This is a genomic window from Flavobacterium sp. WV_118_3 (assembly GCF_039778605.1).
Classification (GTDB): domain Bacteria; phylum Bacteroidota; class Bacteroidia; order Flavobacteriales; family Flavobacteriaceae; genus Flavobacterium.
The window spans coordinates 439,543-460,489 of record NZ_CP156060.1 but is presented as its reverse complement, the minus strand read 5'-3'; the positions used below and the strand labels follow the sequence as shown (position 1 = coordinate 460,489).

General features: G+C 36.3%; 23 protein-coding genes and 2 tRNA genes. 14 read left to right on the top strand and 11 right to left on the bottom strand.

The features are described 5' to 3' along the window. Positions 1-3 precede the first annotated feature (3 nt). The 4 genes from ABFU83_RS02140 to ABFU83_RS02125 all read right to left on the bottom strand — a co-directional run bounded on the left by ABFU83_RS02140 (position 4) and on the right by ABFU83_RS02125 (position 4,164). The gene (locus tag ABFU83_RS02140) at positions 4-1,308 is read right to left on the bottom strand and encodes an ABC transporter permease (RefSeq protein WP_347068547.1); all 1,305 of its coding nucleotides are present in this window, start codon (positions 1,306-1,308) and stop codon (positions 4-6) included. Further along, positions 1,308-2,231 carry an ABC transporter ATP-binding protein gene (locus ABFU83_RS02135; RefSeq protein ID WP_347068545.1) on the bottom strand — a complete coding sequence of 308 codons (924 nt, stop codon included), beginning with the start codon at positions 2,229-2,231 and terminating at the stop codon, positions 1,308-1,310. Before ABFU83_RS02135 ends, ABFU83_RS02140 begins: the two co-directional genes overlap by 1 nt. Positions 2,232-2,396: 165 nt before the next feature. Next, positions 2,397-3,527 carry a molecular chaperone DnaJ gene (dnaJ, locus tag ABFU83_RS02130; protein WP_347068543.1) on the bottom strand — a complete coding sequence of 377 codons (1,131 nt, stop codon included), beginning with the start codon at positions 3,525-3,527 and terminating at the stop codon, positions 2,397-2,399. A 70-nt stretch (positions 3,528-3,597) separates the two neighbouring features. Then, complete coding sequence (locus tag ABFU83_RS02125; protein WP_347068541.1) at positions 3,598-4,164, bottom strand: nucleotide exchange factor GrpE; 567 nt, start codon at positions 4,162-4,164, stop codon at positions 3,598-3,600. 262 nt (positions 4,165-4,426) lie between these two features. On the opposite strand from ABFU83_RS02125, the gene ABFU83_RS02120 reads away from it, so the two are divergent. Continuing rightward, positions 4,427-5,092, top strand: coding sequence for a YceI family protein (locus tag ABFU83_RS02120; protein ID WP_347068540.1), 666 nt, complete (start codon positions 4,427-4,429; stop codon positions 5,090-5,092). 56 nt (positions 5,093-5,148) lie between these two features. On the opposite strand, the gene ABFU83_RS02115 is transcribed toward ABFU83_RS02120, so the two are convergent. Further along, a complete protein-coding gene (locus ABFU83_RS02115; RefSeq protein WP_347068538.1) occupies positions 5,149-6,057 on the bottom strand; it encodes a TIGR01777 family oxidoreductase in 909 nt (302 codons plus the stop codon). A 145-nt stretch (positions 6,058-6,202) separates the two neighbouring features. Continuing rightward, positions 6,203-6,655 (bottom strand): DUF4442 domain-containing protein, encoded by a 453-nt coding sequence (locus ABFU83_RS02110; RefSeq protein WP_347068536.1) that lies wholly within the window; start codon positions 6,653-6,655, stop codon positions 6,203-6,205. A gap of 292 nt (positions 6,656-6,947) precedes the next feature. On the opposite strand from ABFU83_RS02110, the gene ABFU83_RS02105 reads away from it, so the two are divergent. The 6 genes from ABFU83_RS02105 (at position 6,948) to ABFU83_RS02080 (ending at position 12,492) form a co-directional block, all read left to right on the top strand. Next, positions 6,948-7,667, top strand: a complete 720-nt coding sequence (locus ABFU83_RS02105) for a hypothetical protein (RefSeq protein ID WP_347068534.1) — start codon at positions 6,948-6,950, stop codon at positions 7,665-7,667. Between the two features lie 442 nt (positions 7,668-8,109). Next, positions 8,110-8,565: a DUF4870 domain-containing protein gene (locus tag ABFU83_RS02100; protein ID WP_347068532.1), complete on the top strand. Its 456-nt coding sequence runs from the start codon at positions 8,110-8,112 to the stop codon at positions 8,563-8,565. 72 nt (positions 8,566-8,637) lie between these two features. Then, positions 8,638-8,970, top strand: coding sequence for a PadR family transcriptional regulator (locus tag ABFU83_RS02095; RefSeq protein ID WP_136403340.1), 333 nt, complete (start codon positions 8,638-8,640; stop codon positions 8,968-8,970). A gap of 2 nt (positions 8,971-8,972) precedes the next feature. Further along, positions 8,973-10,706 (top strand): PspC domain-containing protein, encoded by a 1,734-nt coding sequence (locus tag ABFU83_RS02090; protein ID WP_347068530.1) that lies wholly within the window; start codon positions 8,973-8,975, stop codon positions 10,704-10,706. Positions 10,707-10,791: 85 nt separating this feature from the next. Beyond that, complete coding sequence (locus tag ABFU83_RS02085; RefSeq protein ID WP_347068528.1) at positions 10,792-11,535, top strand: head GIN domain-containing protein; 744 nt, start codon at positions 10,792-10,794, stop codon at positions 11,533-11,535. 123 nt (positions 11,536-11,658) lie between these two features. Then, positions 11,659-12,492, top strand: coding sequence for a DUF2807 domain-containing protein (locus tag ABFU83_RS02080; protein ID WP_347068527.1), 834 nt, complete (start codon positions 11,659-11,661; stop codon positions 12,490-12,492). Between the two features lie 54 nt (positions 12,493-12,546). On the opposite strand, the gene trxB is transcribed toward ABFU83_RS02080, so the two are convergent. Continuing rightward, positions 12,547-13,494, bottom strand: coding sequence for a thioredoxin-disulfide reductase (gene trxB / locus ABFU83_RS02075; protein WP_347068525.1), 948 nt, complete (start codon positions 13,492-13,494; stop codon positions 12,547-12,549). A gap of 168 nt (positions 13,495-13,662) precedes the next feature. Here trxB and ABFU83_RS02070 point away from each other — a divergent pair. From ABFU83_RS02070 to ABFU83_RS02045, 6 genes are all read left to right on the top strand, one after another. Then, positions 13,663-13,737: transfer RNA gene (locus ABFU83_RS02070), tRNA-Pro, on the top strand. A 53-nt stretch (positions 13,738-13,790) separates the two neighbouring features. Continuing rightward, a tRNA-Ala gene (locus ABFU83_RS02065) sits at positions 13,791-13,848 on the top strand. A 188-nt stretch (positions 13,849-14,036) separates the two neighbouring features. Next, entirely contained in the window at positions 14,037-15,251 is a 1,215-nt protein-coding gene (locus ABFU83_RS02060) for an ImmA/IrrE family metallo-endopeptidase (RefSeq protein ID WP_347068523.1), read from the top strand. Positions 15,252-15,475: 224 nt separating this feature from the next. Further along, positions 15,476-15,988 carry a hypothetical protein gene (locus ABFU83_RS02055; protein ID WP_347068522.1) on the top strand — a complete coding sequence of 171 codons (513 nt, stop codon included), beginning with the start codon at positions 15,476-15,478 and terminating at the stop codon, positions 15,986-15,988. Positions 15,989-16,085: 97 nt separating this feature from the next. Beyond that, positions 16,086-16,565, top strand: coding sequence for a TPM domain-containing protein (locus ABFU83_RS02050; protein ID WP_347068520.1), 480 nt, complete (start codon positions 16,086-16,088; stop codon positions 16,563-16,565). An 11-nt stretch (positions 16,566-16,576) separates the two neighbouring features. Next, positions 16,577-17,083: a hypothetical protein gene (locus ABFU83_RS02045; RefSeq protein ID WP_347068518.1), complete on the top strand. Its 507-nt coding sequence runs from the start codon at positions 16,577-16,579 to the stop codon at positions 17,081-17,083. A gap of 140 nt (positions 17,084-17,223) precedes the next feature. On the opposite strand, the gene ABFU83_RS02040 is transcribed toward ABFU83_RS02045, so the two are convergent. After that, positions 17,224-17,724: a GNAT family N-acetyltransferase gene (locus ABFU83_RS02040; RefSeq protein WP_347068516.1), complete on the bottom strand. Its 501-nt coding sequence runs from the start codon at positions 17,722-17,724 to the stop codon at positions 17,224-17,226. After that, positions 17,687-18,001, bottom strand: coding sequence for a DUF1778 domain-containing protein (locus ABFU83_RS02035; RefSeq protein WP_347068514.1), 315 nt, complete (start codon positions 17,999-18,001; stop codon positions 17,687-17,689). Before ABFU83_RS02035 ends, ABFU83_RS02040 begins: the two co-directional genes overlap by 38 nt. Before the next feature lie 729 nt (positions 18,002-18,730). Between ABFU83_RS02035 and ABFU83_RS02030 the strand changes: the two genes are divergently transcribed. Next, positions 18,731-18,931 carry a hypothetical protein gene (locus tag ABFU83_RS02030; protein WP_136403350.1) on the top strand — a complete coding sequence of 67 codons (201 nt, stop codon included), beginning with the start codon at positions 18,731-18,733 and terminating at the stop codon, positions 18,929-18,931. Between the two features lie 68 nt (positions 18,932-18,999). Here the strand turns inward: ABFU83_RS02030 and ABFU83_RS02025 are convergent, their stop codons facing one another. Then, positions 19,000-20,124, bottom strand: a complete 1,125-nt coding sequence (locus ABFU83_RS02025; protein WP_347068511.1) for a hypothetical protein — start codon at positions 20,122-20,124, stop codon at positions 19,000-19,002. Positions 20,125-20,234: 110 nt separating this feature from the next. Then, a complete protein-coding gene (locus ABFU83_RS02020; protein WP_347068509.1) occupies positions 20,235-20,906 on the bottom strand; it encodes an energy transducer TonB in 672 nt (223 codons plus the stop codon). Between the last annotated feature and the right edge of the window lie 41 nt (positions 20,907-20,947).

The following is a 20,947-nucleotide window of genomic DNA, read 5'->3' as shown; positions in this document are numbered from 1 at the left end:
TTGCTAATATTTAAGCCATTTGTATAATTCTTTCCAGGTTGGTTTTTTACCGTACATCAGAATTCCCACTCTATAAATTTTGGAGGCAAACCATACCACCAACAGGAACGTTCCGAATAATAGCGTAATCGAAATGACCAATTGCCACCATGGCACATCAAACGGAATACGCATTAGCATCACGATTGGCGAGGTTAACGGTATAAACGAAAACACGGTTGCTACGGTTCCATGCGGATCGTTCATTACGGTAAAGAAACCAACATATACGCCTAACATCATTGGCATAATGATCGGTAACAGGAACTGCTGCGAATCCGTTTCACTGTCGACGGCAGCACCGATAGCAGCATATAGCGAGCTATATAAAAAGTAGCCACCGATAAAATAAATGATAAAACAAGTTACCAATGTTCCTAACGGGAGCTTGAATATCTCGCTGATATACGTTTGAACAGTTCCGCCCATTTCCTGTTGTGCAGCATTGATCATTTCCGGATTGATCGAAGCCTGCGCTCCGGTTTGAACGCCAAAAAAGGACGCCACACCAACAAGCAACGTAATCCCCACAATCGCCCAAATCGTAAACTGTAAAAGTCCCGCCAGTGAATTCCCGATAATTTTACCAAGCATTAGTTGGAACGGTTTTACCGACGAAATGATAATTTCGATAATACGGTTGGTTTTTTCCTCAATCACACTGCGCATTACAAAGTTACCATAAATGATGATAAACATCATAATCAGGTAGCCAAAGGCCGAACCAATGACAATTTTGATCTCGTTTAGTCCTTTAATACTATCTTCGCCTGAAAACTTCGTCAGGTGAATACTGGCATTGGTTTTGGCTTTTTCGATTTTATCATAATCAAATCCCAGTTCTTTCAGGTTGTTCTGCGTTAACTGATGATCAATTACTTCTTCCATACTCATGATAAAATCCATACTTGGACTGTCGTCTGAGATATATTCTACCTTCGTCAGCAATTCTTTTGGGTTGTTTACTTTCGGAATGTAGATCAATCCTTCGTAACTTTTACTGGCCGTATCTTTTGCGACCTGTAGTGGCATTGCCGACAAATCCACATATACGGTTTTCTCTGTGTCCTTGAAATCTTTTTTAAAGATTCCGGATTCGTCGTGTATCGCTACTTTTTTGACTTCTGCATTATTCATATTGACCAAATAGCCAATCAGAAATGACATTCCCACGATTAGCAACGGACTCAGGAACGTCATCACGATAAATGATTTATTACGCACCTTGGCGATAAACTCTCTTTTTATGATTAGGGATAAAACGCTCATTATTTACGGCTTACAGTTTGAATAAAAATATCGTTTACACTTGGTATTTTTTCCACGAAATGGGTTACCTGTCCATTTTGGGTTAAAATGTTTAACAACGCATTCGGCGTTCCGTTTCCGAGTTGCACTTCCAGTTTTAATTCGTCGTTAAGTGATTTAAAATTAGTTTGCTCCAGCGTAAATTGTTGTGTCAGTTCGTACATCAGCCGTTCGATATTATCGGATAAAATTCCTACTTCGAAAGCATTGGTCCGGTGTTCTTTTTTTACATCGATCAATTTTCCTTCGATCAGTTTATTCGATTTATGAATCAATGCAATATCGTCGCACATTTCTTCCACACTTTCCATACGGTGCGTTGAAAAAATAATGGTGGATCCTTTTTTCTTTAATTCGAGGATTTCATCTTTGATAATATTGGCATTCACCGGGTCAAAACCGGAAAAAGGCTCATCAAAAATCAACAATTTTGGTTGGTGCAACACCGTTACCACAAACTGAATTTTCTGCGCCATACCTTTGGAAAGCTCCTGGATTTTTTTGTTCCACCATCCCTCGATTTCCAGTTTTTCGAACCAATATTGCAGTTGTTTTTTAGCTTCCGCTTTCGAAAGTCCTTTTAACTGTGCCAGGTATAACGCCTGCTCGCCCACTTTCATGGTTTTATACAACCCTCTTTCTTCGGGCATATAACCGATATGTTGTACGTGGTGTGGTGCTAATTTTTCACCGTCGAGAATAACCTCGCCACTATCGGGCATGGTAATTTGGTTAATAATCCGGATCAGGGATGTTTTTCCGGCACCATTCGGACCTAACAGTCCGTATATACTTCCTTTGGGAACTTTTAAAGAAACGCTGTTTAAAGCCGTGTAGTCACCATATTGCTTGACAACGTTTTTAACCTCTAAGATTGAACTCATTTGATTGACTATAGATTTCTGTAAAAGTAAAAAATAGTTACCAAATAGGATTAATTCTTATAAAAAAACCCACCCCTGATTTTCGCAAGGATGGGAAAAATTGCTATGAAAAAGAAATTCACCAGCCTTAGCTAGTGAATTTCAAAAGTATAACTTTTATAATCATTATGAAAACATGTCCTTAACTTTTTCAAAAAATGATTTATCCGATTTTTCCGGTTTCGGGACAAAGTGTTCGTCTTCCAACATTTTCTCAAAAAACTGTTTCTGTTCTTTGTTCAGTGTTTTCGGTGTCCATACATTAACATGTACCAGTAAATCACCACTACCGTAACTGTTCAGACTTGGAATTCCTTTACCTTTTAATCGGAGGATTTTACCGGATTGTATTCCTTCCTCCAGTTTGATACGTACTTTTCCGTTTACCGTATCGATATCTTTTGAGGTTCCCAAAGCGGCTTCCGGAAAACTGATATACAAATCGTAGTGCAGGTTTTCGCCTTCACGCTTTAATTTTTCGTGCTCCACCTCTTCGATAGCCACGATCAAATCGCCCGGAACGCTGTTTCCGCCTGGTGCATCGTTTCCTTTTCCGGCTACTTTTAACTGCATACCGTCTACTACTCCGGCCGGAATTTTGATCGATACTGTTTCGTCTTCCATAATCATTCCCTGTGCATCGGCATTAGACGGTTTACTATCGATTATTTGTCCGCTACCACTACAGGTATGACATGGAGAAGAGGTTTGCATTCGGCCCAGAATCGTATTGGTCACTTTCGTCACCTGACCCGAACCGTTACAGGTTGGACAGGTTTTATAGGTTACGCCTTGCGCCTGAACTTTACGTTTCACTTTGACTTTTTTCTCAACGCCGTTTGCGATTTCTTCCAGTGTTAATTTCACTTTGATACGCAGGTTACTCCCTTTCATACGACGTTGTCCGCCACCGCCACCGAATCCGCCGCTAAAACCGCCGAATCCGCCACCGAAAGCGCTTCCGAAAATATCCCCGAACTGACTAAATATGTCGTCCATATTCATATGTCCGCCACCACCAAATCCACCGGCACCGTCAAAGGCCGCATGACCATACTGATCATAACGTGCTTTTTTGTCAGGATCACTTAGTACTTCATACGCTTCGGCAGCCAGTTTGAATTTTTCCTCTGCTTCTTTATCGCCCGGATTTTTATCAGGATGATATTCGATCGCTTTTTTTCGGTACGCTTTTTTAATTTGCTCCGGAGAAGCGCTTTTATCAATACCTAATATTTCGTAAAAATCTTTTTTCATAAACCAAATTATTCCAATTGAAATACTCCGAAGGCACTGAAATGCCTCCGGAGTTTCTGTTTTTTAAGCTTTATTGTCCTACCACTACTTTTGGAAAACGGATAATTTTGTCGCCAAGTTTGTATCCTTTTTCGATAACATCCACAATTTTCCCTTTTAATTCTTCCGACGGTGCCGGAATCAGGGTAATGGCTTCTGCATAATCCGCATCAAAAGCATCACCTGCTTTAAGTTCTACTTCTTCAAGGCCTTTCGACACTAATGTCGATTTTAACTTATCATAAATCAGCGTCACTCCTTTTGTCAGGTTTTCGTCACCAAGGTTTTTTGCGATTTCCGGCAAAGCTCTGTCAAAATCGTCCAATACCGGCAACATTGCCTGTAAAACTTCCTGATTAGCCGTTTTAAACAGCTCCAATCGTTCTTTTGAAGTTCGTTTTTTATAATTTTCAAACTCCGCAAACAATCGTAGGAATTTGTCTTTTTCTTTCGCTATTTCTTCCTGCAATTGTTCTTCAACAGTAAGTTCCGGTTGTGGAATCGCCTGATTTTCTGCTGTATTCTCACCTTGTGCTGTTTGTTTCTCTATGTTTTCAGTATTGTCCTGGCTCATATTTTTAAATATTTTCTTGAACATTTTTCAGTTTGTATCGCTAATTTGGGTTGCAAAAGTATTGCCAAATATTTAAAAATGTCAATTTGTCACCCAACTATTTTTTAAAAACCGTTATTAACTGCAAAAAAGACAAGGTTTTACCGGCCATTCACAGGTCATCTCCATCCACAAGAAGCACAATAAAAATGGCTTTTTAGTGCGATTCGTAATCGAAATTTAATATAATTTTAAGAATTTATTCGTTTCGTTTCGATAGATTTGTGGAAACTAAAAATTTATTTTTATGAAAAAAGGCATTTTAAGTTTATTTGTTTTAGCGACTTTATCACTGGCTTCCTGTAAAAAAGAAACGACCAATGAAGCAGAGATTAAAGAAACGGTAGAAGCTCCTGTTACGTCAAACGAAGCCGTAAAGTTTAATGTCGATGCCAAAGCATCTTCCATCAACTGGGTAGGTAGCAAACCAACCGGAAAACATACCGGAACGATCAACATTAAAAATGGTGAACTATATGCCAAAGATGGTGTTATTGAAACCGGAAAGGTTTTTATCGACATGACATCAATTGCCGTAACCGATTTAAAAGGTGACGAAAAAACAAGTTTGGAAGGTCATTTAAAAGGTCTTGGAAAAGAAAGCGATGTGGATCATTTCTTTAACACCAAAAAATATCCGGAAGCGGTATTTGAAATTACCAAAGTAAGCGAAGAAGCCGGAAAGAAAATGGTTGAAGGTAACCTGACGTTAAAAGACATCACGAAAAGTGTGAAATTCCCGGCTACTATTACTGCCGATGCCAACGGTATCAGCATCGAAAGTGAGCCTTTTACAATAAACCGAACATTATGGAATGTAAATTATGGATCCAAATCTGTATTTGACAATTTAGGAGACAAATTTATCAATGACGATATCGAATTAAAAGTTAGCGTAAAAGCAACAAAATAATTATTACTTCATCTTACAATTATGCTACGGAGTGCTGAATATTTTCAGCACTTTTTTTATGGTCGTAACAGATTGTCCAATGCTTTATCGAGGAATTTGTATTTAAACTGAAATCCATTATCCAGCGCTTTTTGCGCACTCACCTTCTGACTTTCGAACAGCAATATATGCATATCCCCCAGAATGAGTTTCATTATAAAACGAGGTGCATTCGGCAGAATCACCTCTTTATTTACCGCGTCGGCGATTGCTTTTATCATTTCCTGACTCGTTACGGGATTGGGCGCAACGGCATTAAAAACACCATTCCAGTTGTTTTCCATTGCAAAATAAATCATATCGGCCAGATCGTGAATATGAATCCAGGACTGAAATTGTTTACCGGAACCAAAACCGGACGCCATTCCCATTTTTACAGGTTTAAGCATTTCCATTAAAACACCGCCCTGATCGGACAACACCAATCCAAAACGGAGTTTGCATACATTTATATTGAGTCGACGGAATTGATCGACAGCATCTTCCCATTTGAACACTACATTTCCAAGAAACGTATCACTTACTTCTTTCGATTCTTCACTATATAGCATGGTTTGGCTATCCGGATAAATTCCGATAGCGGAAGCGCTGATAATTTGTCGGACCTGATTTGGGTTTTCTTTGAGTACTTTATACAAAAGATTGGACGACAAAATCCGGCTTTCAATAATTTCTTCTTTATAGGCCGAAGTCCATCGTTTTGAAATGGAAGCGCCCGCCAGATGTACGATCACATCCACTCCCAACAAGCAGTTTTCATCTATAATACCCTGTTCCGGATTCCAGAAAAACCCGTGGTAACAGGATTCTTTTTCAATTTTCTTCCGGGAAGTAGTGAGATAATGAATCGCAATACCATTTTGCAACAGCAACGCAACCAATTCCTTACCTACTAAACCGGTAGCTCCTGTAATTAATACTTTCATACACCCTTTCTTTTTCAAAAACACCGACAACAATAAAGCTTACACTCTTTTCATTTTCAGCATTTTATTACAAATTTAAACGCTATATCGGGAATATAAAAGTTATTTAAGTTAGGTTTAACGTAGTAAAATCAACCTTAAAAGATTACTTAATCCGTACACTCCATTCAAACTCCATTTCCGATACCTGGTCTCCTTTTTCGTCTCTTCCGATCGATTTCATCCAGAAGGTTTGCCCTTCGCCGGTAGCAATGGTATTTTTAATTGCCTCTTCGATCAGATGACCATCGTTACAAACAAACGTAATCCGGCCTCGTGCTTTTTTTGAAAAATTACCTTTATTATTCGCAACAAGCATCGAAATCTTTTTTCCGCTAAGCTGAATCTGGTACATCACCAAAGCACCGGTAGTCAATTCGGCTGCCATTGCCTGAACGGCAAAATACATCGAATTAAACGGATTTTGATTAAACCAACGGTGCTTAACCGTTACTTCGCAGGAAGTCTCCGATATTTTCCGAACACGTACGCCACTCCAAAAAGCAGACGGTAACTTAAAGAATAAGAAGGTGTTTAATTTTGAAGGTGTAAATTTCATAAAGCCTTATTTTTCTATAAAAATACAAAAAATACTATGCGCTCATATAAAATTCAAAAGTTACTTTTTGCACATTAAAACTATATCTAAAAAAGAATTGAATTTACAACAGACTTTTATGCTTTCAAAAATACATCCTGCTTTAGTTTCCATAACCATCAATCTTTATACACGACATTCTTCTTATTAAAAATCTTAAATAAAAATTGCTCCCCACACTCTTCTGTAATAAAATTCTTTACTTTTACAAAACTGCTAAATGGTAGCCTAAATTTTAATCATCACTAACAAAATGATACCAAAACTAAAAATAGCATGTCTCTTCAGTTTACTTTTTCCAGGTATTTTTTGCCATGGCCAAACGAAGTCACTTGCTGAAGCCCCCATTAATTTAGAGAACTTTAATTTTAACACCAAAATTGAAGTTCTTATTCCTGAGAAATACAGAGATGAAAGCGATACCGATTACGAGTCTTATCGATTTTCATCCCGAAATGGTTCGCCAAATTCCTTTACAAAAAACACCATCTTTATAGACGAAAACAATCCTAAAAAGGGAATCATCAGAACTGAATTTTATCAAACGGTTTCCTCCAACAGGGATATAGCAGCCGCATTTAAAAACCAAACCTTTAATCGTGTCAGTTTTGTGCTTGATCAAAACAATCAGATTTATGTTGTTTGTGCCGTTGCAATGATCGTAACCGAAAAAGAGCAAAAAGACTTAATTAAACAACTGAGCAGCAACTATGGTCAGCATAAAAAATACAAAGGAAAATCGACAGGCAATTATTCTGTCTATGAATGGCAAACAAAAGACAAGATCATACGCTATTCGTCTGTATTTGTCGATGGCAATGATATCATCGAAAAACACCTGGTTGATGATGAACAGCCCGAAATGATACCTAAAAAAGTATCTCGTTTTGAAGGCTATTTTTATCTTATTAAAAAACAAAAAATTAAGGACACTAAGACTCTGGAAATGTCCGATTTTAACTTTATCAACTAATCCAATTACTGCAAAAAGCGGTTTCGTATAGCCATTCTTTAACTGCGTACGCTACTTAAATTCCTTTTGATTGCAGAACACTACATTCCAGAACAGTACCAAGCCGGCAGAAATGCCGGTATTCAATACAGATACATTCAAGGTATAAACCTAAATTCCGATATTGTATAAACGCCTTTTACAAAATAAGGCGACTATTCAATTTTTATAGCATCACACGCTACACCTCCTTATTTTCAAACATAAAAACCTGATTTACAAATCAATTAACCTTTTAAACACCGTAATCACATCAATTTCAAAATGTTAAAAAAAAGTTAAATTAATGTACTATGCAATACAAGATACCATCCTTTAGATATATATTTGCATAAGAAAATAATAGCTAATCAATAGTATTATAGAAACGAGAATCAATCATCAATCAAAAAACAATAGTAGTATGAACACAACAACTAACGAAAAGAACACTGCGACGATCATGCATCTAAGCACCTTAAGTCAGTATTTTATTCCATTCGGGAATTATTTTTTCCCGATATTAATCTGGGCTTTTAAAAAAGAAAAATCCGAATTTGTGGATTACAATGGTAAACAAACCCTTAATTTCCAATTAAGCATGTTATTGTATTCTTTAATTCTATTGTTAATATCGGTACCGGTATTACTCTACACGATTTTTAAAAACATTTCATTTAGCAATTTTGACGGTAGCGACCTCATCATCCGCGAAATGTCGACCGCTAATATTTCGGGAATCGTAATTGTAGCCGTAGTTGCCATCCTCCTGTTCTGCTTTTTAAAAGTAATGGAGTTTTTTCTGGTGATTTATGCCGCGGTAAAAAGCAGTAACGGGCAGAAATACCAGTATCCATTAAGCATCAACTTTTTACGATAAAAAATCAATCATCAATCACATCATCAATCATCAATCAAAAAATGAACAGTTTAATCACAAAAAAGAAATTCTATGAACATTGAGAACACTAAAGCTCAGATGCGCAAAGGAATACTGGAATTCTGCATCCTCTCCGTGATCAAGGAAAAAGATGCGTATACATCCGAAATTCTGGACACCTTAAAAAACGCAAAACTACTCGTAGTGGAAGGCACCGTATACCCTTTGTTGACCCGGTTAAAAAACGACGGATTATTAAATTACCGTTGGGAAGAATCGACCTCCGGACCACCGAGAAAATACTATAGCCTAACCGAAGAAGGACACGAATTTTTAAAAGAATTAAATAGTACCTGGACAGAACTATCTGATGCAGTAACCATTATAACCAGCCAAAACCAATAGCCATGAACAAAACAGTAAGTATAAATTTAGGAGGTTTTTTCTTTCATATAGATGAAGATGCCTTTCAGAAATTGAACCGATACTTCGATGCAATCAAGCGCTCCTTATCCCCTGATGGCCGGGACGAAATCATGAATGACATCGAAAGTAGAATTGCAGAACTTTTGTCGGAGAAACTTTCGAGCGACAAACAAGTAGTAAGTCTAACCGAGATCGATCAGGTTATCGCCGTAATGGGTCAGCCGGAAGATTACCGACTGGAAGACGACACCGATAACCCAAAACAAACCTATACGACCTATTCTTCCAACGGATCCAAAAAGCTATACCGTGACAAAGAAAAAGGAATGCTGGGCGGTGTAGCTGCTGGTTTCGGACACTACATCGGACTGGATCCACTTTGGTTACGAATCATTCTGATCTTATTAACATTGGCCGGATTTGGAGCCGGAATTGTAGCCTATATCATTTTATGGATCCTGGTTCCGGAGGCAAAATCAACGGCAGAGAAACTGGAAATGACCGGAGAGCCGATCACGATATCGAATATCGAAAAGAAGGTTCGTGAAGGCTTTGGGGAAATTACCGACAAGATCAACAATCTTGATCATCAAAAAATAGCCGATGAAGCCAAAAGCGGCGCTACCAAAGTAGCTACCACTATAGAAGATGTTTTCCTGGTAATTTTTAAAGTATTTGCCAAAGTAATCGGAGCCATCATCGTGATCTTTTCCCTAATGGGATTAATCGGAATCGTGGTCACCTCCTTTATGATGATTTTTACCGCAGCGATACCCAACTCTCCTTTCTTTGACTTTATGAATGCGTTTAACTATACCGATATGCCGATGTGGTTATTGGGTCTGTTAGCCTTTTTAAGCATTGGAATCCCGTTATTTTTCTTCTTCCTGTTAGGATTAAAAATTCTGGTAAATAACCTGCGTTCTATTGGAAATGTAGCGAAATTCACCTTATTGGGCATCTGGATTATTTCCTTGATCATGTTGATCTATTTAGGAATCCGTCAGGCGACAGAAGTTGGTTTTGAAGGCAAAGTAGTCGAAAAAAAGAATATCGATTTAACCGTTAATGACACCTTACATATTAAGATGCGTTTTAATGATTATTTCTCCAAAACAGCCGATAGCGACACCGAATTCCGCTTTGCACAGGATTCGGCACAAAACGAAGTCATTTATTCCAACAATATTGAAGTACATATACTAAGAACGTCAGAAGCACCTTATGTTCAAATTGAAAAAGTAGCCGGAGGACATTCGTTATCCGATGCGCGTAAAAGAGCTGAAAAAATCAAATATAACTTTGAAATTAAAAACAGTACCTTATTCTTAGACAACTATTTACTGACCGGAATCGCGAATAAATACCGTAATCAAAAAGTTAAAGTATACCTATATCTTCCGGAAGGTACCATTATTCATCCGGGTGAAAATGTAGACGATTATCTGGAAAACAATTATTCGAATTATTACCTGCAAGGTGGTAATGATCAATACCACTACCGTGTTGAAAAAGAAGAATTAAAATGTTTGGATTGTCCGCCAGAAGAAAATGAAGAATGGAATGAAGGTGATATTGACAGTACCAATACCACAACAACCATCACTATTAACGGTAAAGGCGTTCAGGTAAAAGAAAATTCTAAAAAAGAAATCACCAAAAGTGTTGAAGGCGTTGAATTACAAAAAGACAAAATCATCATCAACACCAAATAAATGAATTGCGGTAAAGTCGGCCGAATCGAAAGTCGGCTTTACCGTTTCAAAAAAGACTACCAACCAACCCTCAAAAACGAATATTATGATCAAACTAGCTGTTCATTTTGCAAAAGTAGTAATTGCTGCAGCGGCAGCCTTATTATTCGGTTCCTGTAACAATATCAACATACCCAACTTCGAAAAAGTTGACGGTGATGGCCATGTAACAACACAAACGCGAAACATCTCCTCAAATTTCACCTCCATTACGGCTTCACGCGGATTGGAAATTGTACTGGTACAGGCTCCGGAAACGAAAGTAACCGTTAAAGCCGACAGTAATTTACAAAACCATATCAAAACAGAAGTTATTGAAGGAGAACTTCGCATTACTTCGGATGTAAACATCCGAAACGCAGAATCCAAAACCGTCTATGTAGCCCTTCCGAAACTGGATTCCTTTCAGGCATCGAGTGGTGTAAGTGTGAGCAGTAGCAATATGCTACGCAACAACACCATTGCATTTTCATCCAGTAGCGGTAGCAGTATCGACGTAAAAGTAAATGCCGAAACCATCAGTTGCGAAAGTAGCAGTGGTAGCGAAATAAAAATCGCTGGAAAAGCAAGTCGACTGGAAACGGATTCTTCCAGCGGCAGCAGTATCGTTGCAGACAATCTTACCGTAAAAGATGCTACCGCAGATGCCTCCAGCGGCAGCAGTATTGTACTCAATGCTACGCAAAGTCTTACTGCTGAAGCAAGCAGTGGCAGTTCGGTTTCCTATATCGGAAGTCCGAGTCTTCTAAAAAAGAAAGTCTCATCCGGTGGTAGTGTGTCGCCTTACTAATAAATCAGAAGCATCGCCATCGCGGTGCTATTTTTTTAGGATTAATTTAAGGCAATCCACTTCGGAAATAGCCGGCGCGCAGCTATTTTTTACCTAAATTTGCGTTTCAAATTCAAATAGTTCATGAAAAAAACGATTTTATTATTTGCCCTATTGCTTACAGCAACGCTTACATTTGCTCAGAAAAAAGAAAAACTAAAAGGTTCTAAAATTGTAACCGTTACGCAGAAAGATGTTGAAAAATTTGAAAGCCTGGAATTTGAAGACAATCTTGAAGTATTTCTGGTAAAAGGAGACAAACAGGCGTTGGAAATTGAAGCCGACGACAACCTTCACGAATCCATCAAAGCCGAGATGTACGGCAGTACCCTACGTGTTTACACCGACAAAGACATTTCGAATGCCAAAAAACTAAGCGTTCGCGTTACCTATACCAATGATTTAAAAATGATTTCGGCTAAAAATGAAACCAAACTAAACGCTTTGGCCGATTTACAGCTGGACAATATCACCGTAAAGAATTTCGATTATTCAAAATCCTTTTTAAATGTAAAATCATCCTCTTTTACGATTTTGCTTAACGACAAAAGTAAAGCCGAATTAAATGTAAAAGCCGAGTTTGCCGCATTTGAATTGAGTAAAAATGCCGATTTAAAGGTTTTAGTTGCCGCTGCAGAGTCCAAAATTGACTTGTATCAGAAATCCACCGCAACGATCGAAGGTGATTCCGGTATTTCTAAAATCCGATTGGATAATAACGCAACCTTAAACGCGAAGAAATTTTCGGTAACCGATATGGAACTGATCACCGAATCGTATACCACGTGTACGGTAAATGCGCTTAAAACGATTAGCATCTTTGCCACCGGAAAATCCGAAATTCAGTTATTCGGGGCACCAAAAGTCGACATGAAAAATTTTGCCGATAACGCGACTTTATATAAGAAACAACAATAACTAAAAAAGCTCCTCTAACGAGGAGCTTTTTTTATATCGAAAAGTTTATTCTGCTTACTCTTGTGAAGCCAGGTATCTTTCGGCATCCAAAGCGGCCATACATCCAGTTCCAGCGGCAGTAATTGCCTGACGGTATACATGATCGGCTGCATCACCGGCAACAAAAACACCCGGTACATTGGTTTTAGACGTTCCCGGTTCATTGATGATATATCCGGTTTCGTCCAACGAAATATAATCTTTAAAAATATCGGTATTCGGTTGGTGACCAATTGCTACGAAAAATCCGGTAACCGGAATTTCTTTTAATTCACCAGTCGTTCTGTTTTTTACGCGTACTGCCGTAACCACTTGTCCGTCGCCAATTACCTCATCGGTTTCGGTATTTAACAAGATTTCAATGTTTTCGGTTTTACGAACGCGATCTTCCATGATACGAGACGCGCGGAATTTCTCGCTACGTACCAACATCGTCACTTTACGACACAATTTAGACAAGTAGTGTGCTTCTTCACAGGCACTATCTCCCGCTCCTACGATAATCACATCCTGATTACGGTAGAAAAATCCGTCACAAACCGCACAAGCCGAAACACCACCACCCAATTGCAGGTATTTTTGTTCGGAAGGTAGCCCTAAATATTTTGCAGAAGCACCAGTACTGATAATTACAGTCTCGCAGTGGATTTCTTTTGTATCGTTGATCCAAACTTTATGTATTGGCCCGGAAAAGTCCACTTTTGTAGCCCATCCATCTCTAACATCGGTTCCAAAACGTTTGGCTTGTTCCTGTAACTGCACCATCATTTCCGGTCCGGTTACGCCATCCGGATAACCCGGAAAGTTCTCTACCTCGTTTGTTGTTGTTAATTGTCCGCCCGGTTGTGTTCCCTGGTATAGCACCGGATTCATGTTTGCTCTGGCTGCGTAAATCGCTGCAGTATAGCCTGCAGGTCCCGAACCAATAATCAAACATTTTACTTTTTCAATGGTATCTGACATAATTCTGTTTTTATTTTTTTAGCGATAGCAAATGTAAGCCTTAATTAAAAAAGATGTACACAAAATAGATCAGTTTTAACTATGCCAAAATAAATATGATTTATTTTTAAAAAAGGTTTTGCATTTTAAAATTTAGTTCTATATTTGCACCCACAATAACAGACCGAACGGGGTGTAGCGTAGCCCGGTCATCGCGCCTGGTTTGGGACCAGGAGGTCGCAGGTTCGAATCCTGCCACCCCGACGAAAAGCTCTAACGAAAGTTAGGGCTTTTTTTGTATTATAGTTTTTCTAACAGGTGAACGGTTATCGCGTCCCGATTGCAATCGGGAAGGTCGCAGGTTCGAATCCTGCCACCCCGACAGAAAGCTCTAACGAAAGTTAGTTTTTTTTTTGTTTTTGGACTTTTATATATTTTACTATCCTATAGAATTTAATATTTTCATTAATAAATATTTTTCTATTTTTATATCTTATTTCAAGGAATAGCCATGATGAGTTTCGTAAAAAAGAGGTTATCTGAAATGCCTTAAAAATCCGTAAATGAATACGACACAGAAAGGAAATGATTTTGAGAATAGAGTATTTTTTTTAATAAATGACTTATTAGAAAAAGATGAGTTTACAGTACCTGGAAAACGAAGCCGTATTCATCAGAAAAAAGGATACTATTCAGAAAATAGAAAAAATGAAATCATAACCGATATCTCAATAGAAACTTTTCTTCCTGGCGCTACTGAATATTCAATATTGAATATTATTGAATGTAAATTCTTAAATAAGAATGTCGCAATTGATGATATTGAAGAATTTGATTCAAAGCTTAACCAAATAGGGAGACATAATTCTAAAGGTTTTATAGTTTCAAATAAAGGCTTTGCTAAAACTACAATTAATTTCGCAAAATCACTAAAGATTGGTTTACTCAAAATCAAAAGCAATAACGAATTTGAATGGATTAACTATCGCAAAAAGTATGAGACAATTGATTTTGAAAATGATGAAACTGAACCTTTTTTAGCAAAAGTCGGAAACAAGATATGCAATAACATTGCTGATTTTTTACTTGCAATTAAGGCAATCGACTTTTACAATCAGAAAGATAAATTTTTAACTGTAAAATTTTTGACTGCTGATTATATTAAATCTATAGCTGACAGAATACTAAAATATGATGTCACAAACTATGGTGTACTTGATACTAAAAAGTTGATACAATTTATCAATGAAAAATATTTGATTGAAATTCAATTTGAAAGACTTTATCCAATTATGGGAAAAGTTGAATTTGACCCATTAAAAATAGTCATTGATACCACACTAGATGAGCACAGACAGAGATTTACATTATGTCATGAAATCGGACATTTAGTTTTACATAAAAAAATATTTGAAAATAAAATTAAAAAAAAGGAAGACAGTGAATACACATTGTCACTGAACAATACAATCACAGATTTAATTACACGTAGAATTGAGATTCAGGCTAATATTTTTGCTAGCTATTTATTATTACCATCTGAACACTTTCAACTCGAAGTTTTTAAGTTTTTTATTAAAAACAATATTTCTAAAAATTACATTCACTTAGACAAACAACCCATTAATCAATTATTGGCTACCCAGTTAATTTCTGAAATGAGTAATAAATTTAACGCATCACAAGAAGCTGTTAGATTACGACTAATCGACACTAATTTACTAAAAGACACAACAAGGTTTTCTTATAGAAGTTTATTAGAACACTCTAAAATCTAGGTTCTCTAACAAGCAGCGTATTTAATAAATCGCAAATTGTTGATGATTGAACTTTTTCAAAACTAAGAAAGCTTCTTTTAGTTGAGAGAATTCTACTCAGTTTCCGCTGCTCCTCAAATGCATGTAACGTTAGTTACAATATTAACAATACGTTGTTAACAAGCTGCATTCAAAAAACAATCACTTGATTTTCAAAATATCCTATCTTTGAGTTTTAATAAAAAATGATAGAGTATTTTTTAAAAAATAAAGAATGGATTTTTTCTGGAGCAGGAATTTTTACACTAGGATTAATAATTCAATACTTCAACCGAAAGAAACATTATACTGATAACAATTCACAGCAAAACCATTTAAAAGCAGAAAAAATCAACTTTTCTCAAACTATTGTAAACAATTCTTCGATAGGAAAAACTGAAACTAAGAGTTCAATTAAAAAAGTTTCAAACCCAATGCTAAAAAAAATAAAAGAAGAATATTTCAGTGAGAAAAATATAAAACGTAATTACTTAATAACCAAACTTGCAAAAGCAAGAAATGAAAACTCTATCGTAGAAATACGAACCATTACTGACGCTGCAGAAGAAGCTTATGGCTGGAAGCATAGTGATACTGTAGCTGAACTAGAAAAACTTGAAGAAGAAGGATTAATATGGTTTCAACTCAAAGATAATGAAATGCTTTCTCCTTATACAAGAATAAGACTTACAGAAAAATATTTTTCAATCATTGATTAAAAAACACTTTAACTAATAGTGGTCTAACGCAATAATTTGTTTCATTTTCTTTCTTTAAATTTCTCATATCCTTAAAAACCTAATTCTCAAAACTGCTTTGAAAAAAATTCTACTCCTTATTGCGCTTTTGTTTTTCGGTTTTGGCTTTGGTCAAAATGAAGCTATCGAAAACAACCCAGCAACCGTTTTCCCAGAGATCAATAACTATGTAAATGATTATGACGACATCTTATCCCTTTCGCAGGAAGTAATTCTTAAAGCCTATGCAAAAGAAATAGAAAAGCAAAATAATATTGGGATTGTAATCGTAACCGTTGCTTCCATTTCACCGTATACCGATATCTATGATTACTCATTAGACCTGGCTAAACAAGCAAAATTTGGTTGCATTGTCATTGTCGTTTGTAAAAACATGCGTGCCCTTCAGATACAAAACTGTGATGCCATCGTATCCAAACTGACCGATGAAGAAACGAAATCCATTATTGATCATCATATTATACCCGAATTTAAAAAAGGGAATTATTTTACCGGATTGGAAAATGGAATTCTCGAAATAAAGAAAGAATTACAATAAAGTCCTATTCAATGCTAAAAAAACGATATAGAAAAGCACAATTTATATTCGAGCTCATTTTACTTACGATAATCTTTTCCTTATGCATTTTAATAGGATTCGAAAGCCAAAACCTCGATTTAAAGGAAGCTGACAAAATTACCAGTATTGTAGCAGACCGGGGAATTGATTCCGAACGCGGAATTAAAGGGAAAACAGCCAAAATATTCTATATTAAACTTAAAGATCTCGATCAACGGCTTACCGTATTTAGGACGTTTCGAAACTATGACGCGCTTGTTCAAAAAATAAACATCGGAGATACGGTAACGGTATATTATTACAGTTATATATATCCGAAAAAAAATATTGATTTTACGCTGCTACAGCTCGAACGAAACAGGATTATTTTAATTCATAAGTCCGAATATGAAGGCAAGGAAAGCTTTGGAATTTATGTTGGCATTGGAGGATTCATCGGAACCTTTTTGTTTTTTGTTTATAGCCGAAAAAAGTACTTTAAGTCTAAAAAATATTAACAAACATCGATTCAGTTAAAGAACGACTGGTCAGATTTCCAACTAGATTCAAAATTTAATTTTAAAACAGATATCACCAAGTAAAAATCTGTTTAAAGCAATAAAAAAGCAGAATGACACTTATCATTCTGCTTCATATTTTAAGAAAACAATTCCTTAATAGTCTTTATGGGTAAAAACATTTTTCCGGAGCTTGGCAGAAGTACAAAACCATATTTGTAATAAAATGTTTGAGCATTTTCATCAATTGGATCAACAATAACTGCTATAGTTCCTAAACTTGCTGAAATATCTAAACATTTTTTCAAGGCATCCACAAGCAAAATACCTCCATAACCATTTCCTTTAACACTTTTATCAATTGCCAATCTTCCTAGCAAAACCGTGGGTAAATCCCCATAACTTGGCGGAAGTTTTTTTTGCATTACATCTGGAAATTCATCTCGTTTAACAGAACTTGCAGAAAGAGTATAATACCCTTTTATTTTATCCAATTCATCAACAAGTACAAAACAAGCTGATAAATCCCTACTCACATCTTGTCTTGCTTGTTTTTTTATATAGCTGTCTAATAAACTATATCCACAATCAAAATTTGACTTATCATGTTTTTTTTCTAGAACGTTTATTTGTAACTTCATTTGCTTCAATAAATTTTTTATAATTTAAATGAGCGTTTTTAAGTTTGTCATTTGGAGTTGGCGGATTTAAAATAGCATTTAAAAATATTTTTTTATCCTCTATGCTTTTCAGAATTTGATTATTTTCCACAATAACTTTGTTTGCTTCTTTGTTTGCACAAAAAATAATAAATTCTGTTAAACTTTTAAAACCACATAAATCGGCTGCATACTTAATTAACTCTTTCTGTTCTTTGCTAATACGAACATCTATTCTGTCATTAACTAATGTTGCCATATTATTTACTTTAAAATGTCTACTAATGATACTTACTTAGTCTTATTGTCTTAGTCTTATTGTCTTAGTCTTATTGTCTTAGTCTTATTGTCTTAGTCTTATTGTCTTAGTCTTATTGTCTTAGTCTTATTGTCTTAGTCTTATTGTCTTAGTCTTATTGTCTTAGTCTTATTGTCTTAGTCTTATTGTCTTAGTCTTATTGTCTTAGTCTTATTGTCTTAGTCTTATTGTCTTAGTCTTATTGTCTTATTGTCTTATTTTTTATTATAACAGCTTTCTCGATGTTTCATACTAGCAATACAAATGTACGTAAATTTTACGTACAAAAAAATATTTATTATCAATAATTGCAATTTGATAAAAATAGTATTTCTGCATATAAATGAAACTCTTTTTACAGCTTCAATACTACTCTTTTATTTTTATATCTTTTCTTGATTATCATATAGTTTATTTTCTTTAGTATTTAAACAAAACCTCGTATTACCCCTGTTAATAAACAAACCTTTTAAACGATGATAAAAGTCATCGAATTGTTATTCACAGTTACTTATCCAAGTTATCCTCTTAATTTATAATTGTTTTTTAAGTTGAATATCTAACTTTTTTCAAGACCTTCCGATATTTAAGATCCTACTTAAAGTTTAAAATAATTACCCGAATTCCCAAACACTATACTAAATCAAGTCAAAAACCGTTTTCTTACTATAACCTAACCTCCTAAAACTTATGAAAAGAAAATTTTTAAACATCCTTGCTTTATCTTCGATACTCACCCTAATCGGTTTTTTAATGGATGGCGATGCCAAAGAACCAAGTATGCTACTCCGATTTACAGAATTTTTCGGAATGGTGGGCATTATTTTTTTATTGGTTTCGACATTCTATTTTGGCTCCGGATTGGTCTATAAAACGATTCGAAAAGCATAATACGCTCATACAAAAACAGCCTTAAAGCAATTGCTTTAAGGCTGTTTTTTAATTTGTTGTAATTGTTATTACAACTCCTTCACCAGTTTTTCAACGGCACGTCTAAAGTTGCGAACCGCTATCGGGAGTTTTTCCGTTGCGATGCCATAAGTGTCTATCGTAATGGTCTTTTGAAATTCCGGATTCCCGAATGCCAGAACCAATTTATCTTCATTTTTATTTCCGGTAGTGTAAAAACTGTCCCAATCATCGGTTAGCAACTCCTGCGGAACAGTATTGATCAACTCTTTAGCTTTATTCCATTTCTCCAAAGAAAGCCGTTTCCCCTGAAACACATACCCCTTGGTCTTATTAAAGCGTTGCGAATGCCATACTTCCCGGGTATCGGCCCATAATCCGGTATCGGTTACTTTGTAGATGATATAGGACCCCAGGTAATCGCCACTTTTAAAAATACCGAAGATGAGGTAATCCGGATCGGGTTTCTTTTTAAAACTCCCTTTTAACAATTGTCGGATGGCAGTTAAATGTCCCAACAAAACAATCGGAACGATTACAGTGGGCAGCCAGCTAAACGGAAAATTTAAAATCGCGATATTCGGTTGATCAAAAGCTAGTTTTTGTATCGGAGAAGGCGTAGAAAGTACGGCGCAAATCACAATATTCAGCAAAAGCCCCAGACAAACAAAATTCCAGATTAGAATAGCACGTCTGCTGATTTTCGGTTTTGTAAAACCAAAGTATCCCACTATCGGAGCGGTGATCCCCGCCAGAATATCAAAATTTATTCCGCTAAACGTCATCAGTTCCGGAATTGTTTTAGCGACAAAAAGTCCGTATAAAACCATTTCAACCGGGATCCGAATTACATTTAAATAGGTTAAGCGCTCCAGCGACAAGCTATCGATAAATTGCCGCCCTTTTACCGTGGCAAATAATAACACGATACTCAATAACATCGGAAAGATCCCAAACAACATAATTTTAGGAGGAAAAGAATCGGTATCCGTATTATAGATATCATACCGAGTCAAAACAGCCTGAAGGAACATCCATAGAAATAAACCCAATACAATCCATTTTCCCTTTTTACGTGTTGCTTCCGAACACTGCATTGTCCAGCCAAGAAGCAATATCGTGATTACCGTAGTAAGACCAAACGTCAGTGAGATGTATTTTGATATATGCTCCATAAAATTATTTGTAGTCAGGTAAGTTAGGTTTTATTTTTCACATTTCGTTGCAACAACACCTGACAGGTTTTAAAAACCTGTCAGGTGTAAATAACTATTGGTTTGTTTTCTTATCCCGCCATAAACCGAATTCCGGTACTATACATTCCTTTTAGGAAACGTCCATTCGAAAAACCCGGTTGCCATCGTGGCATTTTCTGGATAATCTGTATCGCTTTCTCGTTTAAAGCTTCATTATCGCTTTTAATCACTTTTATATTTTCGACGCCTCCGTTTTTATCGATGCTCCATCGTAACTGCAAGCTTGCCGAATTATCCCAATCGCCACTACTCGCGTTAGCCAGAAATCTTCGCAAGACCGATTCACCTCCATAGTACATCGTTTTTACTTCCAGAACACTAAAAAAAGCCTCCTGACTTTTTTCATCCAGTGCTTTTCCATTTTCCTGTACTACTTTTCGTTTGTCATTTTCGACTATTATTTTAACCGGAACCGGTTTGGAATCCACATAAAAATGATATTTCCCCGGATCGGTTTTATCCTGTGAAACAATCCGTTGTTCATTCCGGTAATAGTCGATATTGGAGGTAAAAGCATCATTTTCCATTTTCACCACAATCTTAATACCTTTGTCTTTGTCAAATAATTTCCAGACACCGTATTTCTTTCCGTCCTTATCGATACGGTTAATCGTCTCACCTTCGTATTTGATTTCGCTTTGTCCTAATACACTGACTGAAATCATCAGGCATAATGCCATTACTTTTAATTTTATGCTCATTTATTAATTTATTTATATTCTATTCCCTGGAAAGCATTCTA